The sequence below is a fragment of the Haliea atlantica genome, from assembly GCF_054779855.1.
The window spans coordinates 15,775-27,753 of the sequence record NZ_BAAGXL010000022.1; the positions used below are offsets into that span (position 1 = coordinate 15,775).

Annotated in this window: 10 protein-coding genes; 3 read left to right on the top strand and 7 right to left on the bottom strand. The window is 64.9% G+C overall.

Annotated elements, in window-relative coordinates:
* Nucleotides 1-8 precede the first annotated feature (8 nt).
* Nucleotides 9-656, bottom strand: a complete 648-nt coding sequence (locus ACYVGS_RS14245; RefSeq protein ID WP_460589341.1) for a Crp/Fnr family transcriptional regulator — start codon at nucleotides 654-656, stop codon at nucleotides 9-11.
* A gap of 200 nt (nucleotides 657-856) precedes the next feature.
* On the opposite strand from ACYVGS_RS14245, the gene ACYVGS_RS14250 reads away from it, so the two are divergent.
* The 3 genes from ACYVGS_RS14250 to ACYVGS_RS14260 are packed head-to-tail and all read left to right on the top strand — an operon-like array spanning nucleotide 857 to nucleotide 4,195.
* Nucleotides 857-2,305 (top strand): adenylate/guanylate cyclase domain-containing protein, encoded by a 1,449-nt coding sequence (locus tag ACYVGS_RS14250; protein ID WP_460589342.1) that lies wholly within the window; start codon nucleotides 857-859, stop codon nucleotides 2,303-2,305.
* Nucleotides 2,298-2,672 (top strand): response regulator, encoded by a 375-nt coding sequence (locus ACYVGS_RS14255; RefSeq protein ID WP_460589343.1) that lies wholly within the window; start codon nucleotides 2,298-2,300, stop codon nucleotides 2,670-2,672. Before ACYVGS_RS14250 ends, ACYVGS_RS14255 begins: the two co-directional genes overlap by 8 nt.
* On the top strand, nucleotides 2,669-4,195 hold the full coding sequence (locus tag ACYVGS_RS14260) for a sensor histidine kinase (protein WP_460589344.1): 1,527 nt from the start codon (nucleotides 2,669-2,671) through the stop codon (nucleotides 4,193-4,195). The genes ACYVGS_RS14255 and ACYVGS_RS14260 overlap by 4 nt, the downstream gene beginning before the upstream one ends.
* Here the strand turns inward: ACYVGS_RS14260 and ACYVGS_RS14265 are convergent.
* From ACYVGS_RS14265 to ACYVGS_RS14290, 6 genes are all read right to left on the bottom strand, one after another.
* Complete coding sequence (locus tag ACYVGS_RS14265) at nucleotides 4,143-4,736, bottom strand: hypothetical protein (protein ID WP_460589345.1); 594 nt, start codon at nucleotides 4,734-4,736, stop codon at nucleotides 4,143-4,145. The two genes, ACYVGS_RS14260 and ACYVGS_RS14265, sit on opposite strands and share 53 nt — an antisense overlap.
* A gap of 59 nt (nucleotides 4,737-4,795) precedes the next feature.
* On the bottom strand, nucleotides 4,796-6,292 hold the full coding sequence (gene lysS / locus ACYVGS_RS14270; RefSeq protein WP_460589346.1) for a lysine--tRNA ligase: 1,497 nt from the start codon (nucleotides 6,290-6,292) through the stop codon (nucleotides 4,796-4,798).
* Between the two features lie 4 nt (nucleotides 6,293-6,296).
* A protein-coding gene (gene prfB / locus ACYVGS_RS14275; RefSeq protein WP_460589347.1) for a peptide chain release factor 2 occupies nucleotides 6,297-7,395 on the bottom strand; the annotation gives its coding sequence in 2 pieces (ribosomal slippage) (nucleotides 6,297-7,319 and nucleotides 7,321-7,395; 1,098 coding nt in all).
* 92 nt (nucleotides 7,396-7,487) lie between these two features.
* Entirely contained in the window at nucleotides 7,488-9,236 is a 1,749-nt protein-coding gene (gene recJ, locus ACYVGS_RS14280; protein WP_460589348.1) for a single-stranded-DNA-specific exonuclease RecJ, read from the bottom strand.
* A gap of 7 nt (nucleotides 9,237-9,243) precedes the next feature.
* Nucleotides 9,244-10,641 carry a threonine synthase gene (thrC, locus tag ACYVGS_RS14285; RefSeq protein WP_460589349.1) on the bottom strand — a complete coding sequence of 466 codons (1,398 nt, stop codon included), beginning with the start codon at nucleotides 10,639-10,641 and terminating at the stop codon, nucleotides 9,244-9,246.
* Nucleotides 10,642-10,656: 15 nt separating this feature from the next.
* Entirely contained in the window at nucleotides 10,657-11,976 is a 1,320-nt protein-coding gene (locus tag ACYVGS_RS14290; protein WP_460589350.1) for a homoserine dehydrogenase, read from the bottom strand.
* Nucleotides 11,977-11,979 lie beyond the last annotated feature (3 nt).

The following is an 11,979-nucleotide window of genomic DNA, read 5'->3' on the forward strand; positions in this document are numbered from 1 at the left end:
CGCGAGGTTCAGTACTTCGCGGGCAGGCGCGTGTTGATAATGATATGGCGCCCTTCGAAGCGAATATACTCGCCGATGGTGAGATCCTTGAGGATGCGCGCGACCATTTCCCGGGAGGCGCCAACGCGGTCGGCAATATCCTGCTGGGTCAGCTTCTCGGGAATGAACAGCGTACCGTCACCCCGCTCTTCCGACAGATCCATCAGCACATTGGCCACCCGCCCGTAGACATCCTGAAGGGCCAGGCTCTTCACGTCCGCGGTCAGCTTGCGCACCCGTTGCGCGAGATTGCCGATGAGCTTGCGGGCGATGCCGGGGTGCTCATCGAGTACCCGGTTAAAATCGTCCTTGAAGATAATGCAGAAACTGCTCTTCTCCACCGTGCGCACCGAGGCGGAGCGCACTGAATCATCCAGCAGGGCCAGCTCGCCGAAATAATCTCCGGCGCCCTGGGTGTTCATGATGAATTCCTTGCCGTTCTTGTCGCTGCAGTAGACCTTGACCTTGCCGCTCTCGATGATGAACAGCGAATCGGCCGGATCATTCTCGTGAATGACCACGGTGTTCTTGGGAAAGGACCGACTGGTACTGCTCGCGGCCAGGGCATCCAGTTCCTCGCGGGAGAGCCCCTGGAAGATTTCAACTTGCTGCAACATGCGTGGTGTACCTGCCTCGTGGGTAGCCCGAACGAAAGCTTCCGGCCATGGTAACCCAAACCGACCGGCATGCGTAGCCACCACACTCAGCAGATGCTGCGCCCCGGCGACCCGCGTTTCAGCTATAACGAACGGGGCGGCGGTTCCCTCAAGCCGCCGCCTCTCGCTATACTGAGCGCAAGCCAGCCAGACAGGACGCCGTGGCCGACGTGAATGCCGACACCCTCCCGGTAACAAGAGACCTCGACGATGCGCTGGCACAGGTCCAGGCCGCCTATCGGGAGAGCGGGTCCGCGCTTGATCACACCCTGCAGGCGGATTTCCAGCGCCTGTTCAGTGCCGCCTCGCAGCTGCGGCAAGTTCCGGGCGGCGGGCAAAACACCCTGCACGACCAGCGCAATGCACTCGGCGCGCTGCGCGGCTTTAGCGAAATGCTGCTGGAGGATCTGCCCGCCGAGCAATCCCGGCTTGTCCGTCGCCTGCGACACCTGCTGGCCTTGATCCAGCGGCTGGACCAGGGGCCGGTCACCGCCGGCGAGCTGCCAGTGGATCACGGCTTGACCATTGCCACCGAACCCGGCTGCATTCTGGCCGTGGATGATCTCCCCGAGAACCGCGAGCTGGCCGAGCGCTACCTGTCTCGCTTCGGTCACCGGGTCATCACGGCCGCCAGCGGTGAGGAGGGCCTGCGTCTGCTGGCGGAAAAGCCTGTGGATGTGGTGCTGCTCGACCTGATGATGCCCGACATGGACGGCCGCGAAGTGCTGCAGCGCATCAAGCGCCACAGCACCTGGCGTGCGATTCCGGTGATTGTCATTTCCGGCAGCCAGGATATCGAGGGCATCATTGCCTGCATCGAAGCGGGTGCCGATGACTACCTGTTCAAGCCCTTCAACCCGGTGTTACTGCAGGCACGCATCAAGGCGGGCATCGAACGCAAGCGCTGGCACGATCGCGAGGAGCAGTACCGGCGACAGCTGGAGCGCAACGAGCGCTTCATCCGCGCCACCTTCGGGCGCTACCTGTCGGATGAAATCGTCACCGACATCCTCGAGCGACCCGAGGGCCTGGAGATTGGCGGCGACCTGCGCGAAGTCACCATCATGATGTCGGATATCCGCGGCTTCACCACCCTCAGCGAACAACTGCCGCCGGACCGGGTGATGCACATGCTCAACCGCTATCTCGGCAGCATGACGGAGATCATCCTGGCGCACCGCGGCACCATCGACGAATTCATCGGCGACGCCATCCTCGCGGTCTTCGGCGCGCCGCAGCAGCGGGAAGATGATGCCGAACGCGCGGTGCGCTGCGCACTGGCCATGCAGGCGGCGATGGACGAGATCAACGCGCGCAACCGCGAGGAGGGGCTCCCTGAACTCGCCATCGGCATCGCGCTCAACACGGGCACAGTGATTGCCGGCAACATCGGTTCCGAGCGGCGGGCCAAATACGGTTTCGTCGGGCACCAGATGAACGTGACCTCCCGCATCGAGGACCACTGCCGGGGGGGCGAGATCCTGGTCGCCGACTCCACCGTGACCCGGCTCGGTGGCCGCTACCGTACCAGCGAGCGCCGTGAACTGCAGGTTCGGGGCATTGACCAGCGCGTGATTGTGCACCGCCTGGAGGGTAGCTGCGATGCCTGAATCACGTCCGCTGCTGCTGGTCGAGGACAACCCGCTGAACGCGGAAATGCTGACCCGCCGACTGCAGCGTGCGGGCTTTGCGGTGATCGCCGCCACCGACGGCGTCCAGGCCCTGGAACTGATGGCCAGCGAGTCCCCGGCACTGGTCCTGATGGATATGAACCTACCGGTACTCGACGGCTGGAGCGCCTGCGAGCGTGCGCGACAGGACCCCGCCCTGCGCGACATACCCATCATCGCCCTCACGGCCCATGCCATGGACAGCGATCGCCGGCGGGCCGTTGCCGTCGGCTGTGACGACTACGCCACCAAGCCGATCGACTTCCCCGACCTGCTGGACAAGATCAGGCGGCTGGCCCGCCCATGAGTCTGCGCCGCCGACTAACCCTGTCACTGCTGGCAATCCTGGTGCTGTTTTCCGTCAACGTCGGCACCCACTTCTGGGGCAGCTACGCGCGGCACGAGAGCATGATCGCCTACCGCGGCTCCGTGGCCGCCGCCCAATTGTCCACCGAGATCGCCCAACGCCTGGAGAACCAGCGCCAGAAAATTCTCGTCCTGGCCACTTTGCGGGAAACGACGGGCGACCAGCTGGAACAGGCGGAACAGACCGAGTCCGAGGAAAACATTCGCGTGCTGCGCCAGCGCATTGCGGAACTGGGCGAGCTGGCCAGCGATGTCACCCGTCCCCAGTTCCAGCGCCTGCAAGCTGCCAGCGACGTGCTACTGGACAGCTGGATGGCTTTTTATGCCGCGTACAACGACCCAGAGGCCAGGCTGGATGTCGACGACCCGCTGCCCTACGTGGAAACCGTGGAGCATCTGCGCCAGCTGGAACAGCGCCAGGCCTTCATCGCCGGACAGCGTGCGCGGATCATCGACCGCACCATTGCCCTCACCGACCGCATTACCGTCATCGGCTTCTTCGCCTCCATCGTGCTCACCGCCACCCTGGGCTTTTTCCTGCTGCGCTATACCAAGCGCTCGCTCAAGCAACTGAAAACCGGTACTCAGCGGATCGGTGCCGGCGATCTCGAGTACCGCATCGACAGTATCGAGGATCGCGGTGAACTGGGCGATCTGGCGCGGGCCTTCAACGAGATGTCTGCCAAATTGCAGGATGCCATCGAGGAAGTGCGCCAGGCCAGGGATACCGCCGACGAGGCCAATGCAGCCAAAAGCCGCTTCCTGGCCAATGTCAGCCATGAGCTGCGAACGCCCCTGAATGCCATCATTGGCTACAGCGAGATGCTGCAGGACGAACTGCAGGACGAAACCCGCATCGACCGGGATCAGTTCGACCAGGACCTCGGCAAGATTGTTCTGTCGGGGCGCCAGCTGCTGACGCTGATCAATGACATCCTCGACCTGTCCAAGATCGAGACGGGGCGCATGGAGCTGCACCGGGAGGACTTTGCCCCCGGCGAGATTCTCAGCCAGGTCTGCGATGCCATGGCGCCACTGCTGCGCAACCGCGGCAATACTCTCCTGACCGCGGGTTTCGACGACCTCGCCAGAATGCACGCCGACGCCACCCGCTTCCGGCAGATCCTGGTCAACCTGCTCGGGAATGCCAACAAGTTTACCCGCAACGGGGAAATCCGCGTGGAGGCCAGAAGACTGCCCGGGGAAAGGGTCGAAATCAGCGTCGCAGACACCGGAATCGGCATGGACCCGGCGCAGCAGGCGCGAATATTCGAGGCCTTCGTGCAGGCGGAAAACACCACCAGCGCCAACTACGGTGGCACCGGCCTCGGCCTGACTATCTGCCGGGAATACTGTCAGATGATGGGGGGAGACATCCGCGTGGTCAGCGCGCCGGGAGCGGGCTCCACCTTTACGGTCGAGCTGCCCCTGACTGCCCCAGCGTCAGCTCCCGCAAGCGCTTGATCGCCTCTTCGCGCTTCTCCAGGTCCTGCTCCAGGGTACTGTTGACCTGTTCCAGGTCCTGCAGGTGGCGGTGCATGACGGCAAAGGATTGCAGCGCCTGGCGCATCAATACCGCCGAGGCATGAGCGCCCTCGGGCGGTCCGGACAACTGCGCCAGAGCCGCCGCCACCGCATCGCGGTCATAGAAGGGACTGTCGGGCAGCATGCTTACCCAGGCCAGCGCGACGTCGGCCTCCCAGTGCGCCAGCGGCGAGCCCTCGAGCCGCCGGTAGCGTCGGAAATGTTCGCTGGCCTCAACCACCCGTCCCTCCGCCAGCGCCTGCAGGCCGCGATCAAAGAAGGTGGTGTCCCGGGCCGGCGCACAATCACAGTCCTTGCGATCGTTTCGAGGCAGGTTGAGGGTCAATTCGGGCCGGCTGCGCGAGGCTTCCCTCGCGCCGGCGGAGTCGGCCTCGTCGGGGGCGGGCCCCTGTTGCAGTGGCGCGCAGCCCGCCAACAGGCTCAGCGCAAGCAGCGATACGACCCGGCGCGACTTCCACATCGGCTATGGTTTCCCTGTCAGCATGTGGGAAAAGTGTAACACCAGCACGCCGCGGGTGGTCACTCCGGCCGCATGTGAGGAAACAGCAACACGTCGCGAATCGACGGCGCATCGGTCAACAACATGACCAGGCGGTCGATGCCGATGCCCTCCCCCACGGTGGGTGGCAGGCCGTACTCCAGGGCACGGATATAATCCGCATCGTAGTGCATGGCCTCCTCGTCCCCGGCGTCCTTCTCCGCCACCTGGGCACGGAAGCGCTCGGCCTGATCCTCGGCATCGTTCAGCTCCGAGAAGCCATTGGCCAGTTCACGCCCACCGACAAAGAACTCGAAACGGTCGGTGACGAAGGGGTCCGCGTCGTTGCGGCGCGCCAGGGGCGACACTTCGGTGGGATAGGCGGTAATAAAGGTCGGCTGATCCAGGCGGTGCTCGACGGTTTTCTCGAAGATCTCGATCTGCACCTTGCCCAGGCCCCAGCTGTCTTTCAGGGGAATACCCAAGCCCTCGGCGATGTGGCGGGCGCCCTGCTCGTCGCCCAGCTGCGCCGCGCTGATGTCGGGATTGTGCGCGAGGATCGCCTCGAACACCGACATGCGGGTAAAGGGCTTGGAGAAATCGTAGGTCGAACCCTGGTAGTGGACCGTGGTGTCGCCCAGCACCTGGGCCGTCAACTGGCGTAGCATGTCCTCGGTCAGGTCCATGGCATCCCGGTGATCGGCATAGGCCCAGTAGAATTCGAGCATGGTGAACTCGGGGTTGTGCCGGGTGGACAGGCCCTCGTTGCGGAAATTGCGGTTGATCTCGTAGACCTGCTCGAATCCCCCGACCACCAAACGCTTCAGGTAAAGCTCCGGGGCGATGCGCAGGTACATGTCCAGGTCGAGGGCATTGTGATGGGTCACAAAGGGCTTCGCCGCCGCACCGCCAGGGATCACCTGCATCATGGGCGTCTCCACCTCCATGAAGCCGCGCCCGTCCATGTAGTCGCGAATGAAGCGCACGATCCGCGAACGCAAGCGGAAGGTCTCCCGGGACTCCGGGTTCACGATCAGGTCGACATAGCGCTGACGGTAGCGCAACTCCTGGTCGGCCAGGCCGTGGTACTTGTCCGGCAGTGGACGCAGGGCCTTGGTCAGCAGCCGCGCTTCCTGCATGTTGATGTAGAGGTCGCCCTTGCCAGACTTGTGAATCGGCCCCCGAGCACAGACGATGTCGCCCAGGTCCCAGCTCTTGATCGCGGCGAGCGTGTCGGCATCCAGCGCCTGACGGTTCAGGTAAAGCTGCACCTGCCCGGAATCATCCTGGATCAGTAGGAAGGCCCCGCGGTTGCGGATCAGGCGCCCGGCCACGGCGTACTCGCGATTCGCCGCTTCCAGCTCTGCCTTGTCACTGTCACCGTATTCCCGCTGCAGATCGCCGGCCCACGCACTGCGCCGGAAATCGTTGGGGAAGGGATTGCCCTGCTCGCGAAGGCGCGCCAGTTTGGCGCGCCGCTCGGCAATCAGCTTGTTGTCTTCGTCCTGGCCGCGAGGGGCCTGATCCTGGTCGGTCATGCTGTCACAGCCCCTTCTTCAGTGACGCTTCGATAAATGGGTTGAGATCGCCGTCCAGTACCGCCTGGGTATTGCTGGTCTCGACCCCGGTTCGCAGGTCCTTGATCCGCGATTGGTCCAGGACGTAGGAGCGAATCTGGCTGCCCCAGCCAATATCTGCCTTGCTGTCCTCGGTGGCCTGCTTGGCCTCGCTGCGCTTGAGCATCTCCAGCTCGTAGAGCTTGGCTCGCAGCAGCTTCATCGCGCGGTCGCGGTTCTGGTGCTGGGAGCGCTCGGTCTGGCAGGACACCACCACACCCGTGGGGTTGTGGGTCAGGCGCACCGCGGAGTCGGTCTTGTTGACGTGCTGGCCACCGGCACCGCTGGAGCGGTAGGTGTCCACCCGCAGGTCGGCCGGGTTGATCTCGATTTCAATGTTGTCATCGATCTCGGGCGACACGAACACCGAGGAGAAAGAGGTGTGGCGGCGGTTGCCCGAGTCAAAAGGCGACTTCCTCACCAGGCGATGAACCCCGGTCTCGGTCCGCAGCCAGCCGAAGGCGTATTCCCCCTCGAACTGGATCGTGGCGCTCTTGACCCCCGCCACTTCCCCGGCGGAGACCTCGATCAGCGTGGTCTTGAAATCGTTGGCCTCACCCCAGCGCAGGTACATGCGCAGCAGCATCTCGGCCCAGTCCTGGGCCTCGGTGCCACCGGACCCGGCCTGGATATCCAGGTAGGCGTTATTGGCATCCATCTCGCCGGAGAACATGCGCCGGAACTCCAGCTGCTCCAGCAGCTTTTCCAGGCGCTCGATGTCCGCGCGGACATCCGCCACGGTGGACTCGTCGTCCTCAGCGGCGGCCAGCTCCAGCAGGTCGCCGGCGTCCGCGGCACCGCTGGTGAGGGTCTCGATGCTGCTGACGATATTTTCCAGCGTCGCCCGTTCGCGGCCCAGATCCTGGGCCCGCTCGGGGTCGTCCCAGACCGTGGGTTCGGCCAGTTCCAGCTCTACTTCGGCGAGGCGGTCCTTGCGATTAGCGAAGTCAAAGATACCCCCTAAGCACGTCGGTGCGCGCCTCGATATCCTTGAGTTTCTGAACCAGGGGATTGATTTCCAGCATGGCAAGACGTTCCACTGCAAAAAGGCGCGCAGTGTACCGCAGGCGGGGGTTTCAGGTCTAACCAGCCGCCGCTTTCGGACTCGGCACCCGGACTACGACAGCGCCTCCAGCTGCTCCACCACCAGTTGCAGGCCACGGCGCCCGCGGAACTCGTTCACATCCAGTCGATACACCGCTTCAACCCACTCGACACCGGGATCGGGCCAGCGCTCGGTGTCGATATTGAAGGCAATGGCATCCACCACGTCACCCGCATCGGGCTGCAGCACCAGCTTCAGGTGCCGCTCGCCCACCAGGCGCTGTTGCACGATGCGGAAGCGCCCGTCGAAGCAGGGCTCCGGGAAGTGCTGGCCCCAGGGGCCGGCATAGCGCAGCAGCTCGGCCAGCTCCAGGTGCATATCGCTGCCCGGCAATTCGCCATCGGTTTCGATGATCGCCTGCAGGTCCAAGTCACGGGCGTGGCGCCCCACTTCGGCCACGAAGGCCTCGGCAAAATCCGTGTAATGAGCGCGGGGCAGGCTGAGGCCCGCCGCCATGGCGTGGCCACCGAAACGCGATAGCAGGCCCGGGTGGCGGGTGGCCACCGCGTCCAGGACATCGCGAATGTGGATGCCCTGGATGGAACGGGCAGAGCCCTTGAGTTCATCGCTGCCCGGTTCCGACTCGGCAAAGGCGATCACCGGCCGGTGCAGGCGGTCCTTGATGCGCGAGGCCACGATACCCACCACCCCCTGGTGCCAACCGGGTTCAAACAGCGTCACTGCCGGCGGCAGGTCGGCGCTGTCGTGGTGGTGCAGGTCCAGGGAGGCGAGCGCCACCAGGGCCTCGTCCTGCATGCCGCGTTCAATGTTGCGGCGCTCCGCATTCAGGGCTTCCAGCTGGGCAGCCATGGCGGCGGCCCGTGGCACATCGTCACAGAGCAGACATTCGATACCGATCGCCATGTCCTGCAGACGACCCGCGGCGTTAAGGCGCGGGCCGACGGCAAAACCGAGGTCACTGGCGACGACACTCGCCGGGTTGCGCTTGCCTGCCTCGAGCAGAGCCAGGATGCCAGGCCGCGCCCGCCGGGCGCGAATACGCGCCAGGCCCGCGGCAACCAGGATGCGGTTGTTGGCATCCAAGGGGACAACGTCGGCCACCGTGCCCAGCGCCACCAGGTCCAGGTATTCCCCCAGGTTGGGTTCGGTCATCCCGCGCTGGCGGAACCAGTCCCGCGTGCGCAGCTCCGCCCGCAGGGCCAGCAAGACATAGAACATCACCCCGACCCCTGCGATCGCCTTGCTGGGGAAGTCGCACCCGGGCTGATTGGGGTTGACGATGACATCCGCCGCGGGCAGCTCGACGCCCGCCAGGTGGTGATCGGTCACCAGCGTGGCAATGCCCAGATCCCGGGCCGCGCGGACCCCCTCCAGACTGGAAATACCGTTGTCCACGGTGATGATCAGGTCGGGGGAACGCTCGGCGGCGAGGGCGACAATTTCCGGGGTCAACCCGTAGCCATACTCGAAGCGATTGGGTACCAGGAAATCGACCGAAGCCGCGCCCAAGGCCCGCAGGGCCAGGAGTGCCAGAGCGGTACTGGTGGCGCCGTCGGCGTCGAAGTCCCCCACCACCAACAGGCGCTGATTGGCGGCGAGAGCATCTGCAAGCAGGCGGGCAGCGGCATCTGCTCCGCGCAACTGGCCGGGAGGCAGTAGACGCTTCAGGGACAGGTCAACGTCTTCCGCCGACTGCATTCCCCGGGCGCGATACAGACGCGCCAGCAAGGGGTGCAGCCCCGCCTGTTCCAGCTCGGGAGCTGCGCCAGCGGACCGGCGACGCAGGGTACGCGATGCCATCGGCGCCTCAGGCGCCGAGGTTGTTCGCCATGAAAGACTGCACGGCGGCGAGGTCGTTGGGCAGGACCTCGAAGCGCTCGCTACGGTCGAAAAGGTCGACGAGATGCAGCGGCAGTGGCGGCTCGACGCCGATTTCCGCGCGCTGAATCGCCTGGGGGAACTTGGCCGGGTGCGCCGTGGCCAGGGTCACCACCGGCACGCGGCTATCGAGCCCCGAGGCCAGCGCCGCCTTGACGCCGATAGCACTGTGGGGATCCAGCAGGTATTCGCAGTCCCGCCAGGTCGCCGCGATCTGGGCACAGGTTTCCTCGTCGGACACCCGGTGGCTGCTGAATAGCGCACGGGCGCGCTGCATGGCCTGCTCGGAGAAATGGATATCGCCGCGGTCGAAGTCCCGCATCAGCTCTGCCACCGCCCCACCATCGCGATCATACAGATCGAAAAGCAGCCGCTCGAAATTCGACGACACGGTAATGTCCATGCTCGGCGACAGGCTGTGCTCCAGGGTCTGACGGCCGTAGCTACCGGTAGTCATGACGCGGTGCAGCACATCATTGCGGTTGGTGGCGATGATCAACTGCGCCACCGGCAGTCCCATCTGCCGGGCGAGGTAGCCGGCGAAGATATCGCCGAAATTCCCGGTGGGTACCGAGAAGGCCACCGGGCGGCCCGGTGCCCCCAGGGCGAGGCCGGCGTAGAAGTAGTAGACAATCTGGGCCATGATGCGCGCCCAGTTGATCGAGTTGACTGCCACCAGGGCGCGATCCTCCGGCAGGAAGCCGCGCTGGTTGAAGCTGGCCTTGACCATGGCCTGGCAGTCGTCGAAGTTGCCCTCGAGAGCCAGATTGTGGATGTTGTCACCCACCACCGTGGTCATCTGCCGGCGCTGCACCTCGGAAACCCGCTGGTGGGGGTGCAGAATGAAGATATCGATATTCTTGCAACGCTTGCAGCCTTCAATGGCAGCGGAGCCGGTATCACCGGAGGTCGCCCCCATGATCACCACCTTCTGGTGCCGTCGCTCGAGGACATAGTCCAGCAAACGGCCCAGGAGCTGCAGGGCGAAATCCTTGAACGCCAGGGTGGGGCCGTGGAAGAGCTCCAGCACAAACTGGTTGTGCGCAATCTGGGTCAGGGGGGCCACGGCGTTGTGGCGGAATACGGCGTAGGTGTCGTGGATCAGCTGGCGCAGATCGTCGGCGGGGATGCTGTCCGCCACGAAGGGCGCAATGATGCGCTCCGCCAACTGCGGATAATTGAGACTCGCCATCTCGGCGATCTCGTCGCGCGTGAAGGTGGGCAGGCGCTCGGGCACATACAGGCCGCCGTCGGAGGCCAGGCCGGTCAGCAGGACTTCCTCGAAGTTCAGGGTGGGGGCCTGGCCCCGGGTACTGATGTATTTCACGTTGTGTCCTGCCTGTCAGCCGTCCAGTACTTCCACACGAATGCGCGTGACGCGCCCCGCGATGCTGTCGAGTTCCTCGATCTGCTGCACCGCCTCATCCACCTTGCCCTGGGCTGCCCGGTTGGTCAGGACGATCAGCGGCACCCGGGACTGCCCCGCCGCCGGGGCCTTCTGGATCAGGGCCTCGATACTGATGCCCTGGTCACTGAAAATGCTGGCGATGCGCGACAGGACACCGGGCCGGTCCTCGGCCTCCATGCGCAGGTACCAGGGGGTCTCCACCTCGGCCATCGGCACCACCGGCAGGTCGCGCAGGGCATCAATGCTGAAGGCCAGCGCCGGCACCCGGCTCAGCTGACCCGCACTGAGGTCACGCGCCAGGTCGACCAGATCCGCGACCACGGCCGACGCGGTGGGCTTGCCCCCCGCGCCCGCGCCATAGTAGAGCGTCGGCCCGACAGCGCTGCCCTCGACCAGCACCGCATTCTTGACGCCATTGACGTTGGCCAACAGGCGGTCTTCCGGGATCAGGGTCGGGTGCACGCGCAGCTCCACGCCGCGCTCGCTCTGCTTCGCCACGCCGAGATGCTTGACCCGGTAGCCGAGCTCCTCGGCATAGTCCAGGTCCTGGGGCATGAGCTGTGTAATGCCCTCGGTATACACCGCGTCGAAGCGCAGGGGAATGCCAAAGGCGAGCGACGCCAGAATCACCAGTTTGTGCGCGGCGTCGATCCCCTCGACGTCAAAGGTCGGGTCGGCCTCGGCATAGCCCAGGGCCTGCGCCTCCGCCAGCACGTCGGCAAACTCGCGCTTGTGCTCGCGCATCTCGCTGAGAATGAAGTTGCCCGTGCCATTGATGATACCGGCAAGCCACTCGATGCGGTTACCGGCCAGGCCTTCGCGCAGTGCCTTGATGATCGGGATGCCGCCGGCAACCGCGGCCTCATAGCGAATGGTCACGTCGTGCTCGGCCGCCAGGGCAAACAGGGCATTGCCATGCTCGGCGATCAGCGCCTTGTTGGCCGTGACCACGTGCTTGCCACTGCGCACGGCGCGTTCGATCAGCGCGCGCGCGGTATCGATACCGCCGATCAGCTCCACCAGCACGTCCACCTCGGGATCGTCGGCGACCGCCATGATGTCCCGGCTGACCTTGATGCCGGTCAGCTCGCAGGCCGGGTTGTCACGTCGCGCGCCGACATGCACCACTTCCACGGGTGCCTGGGCACGCGCGGCAATCTCCTCCGCCTGCTCGCGCAGGACGTTGAAAGTGCCGCTGCCAACGGTCCCCAGGCCACACAGGCCGACGCGGACGGGTTTCACTGCTTGCTCCATGCT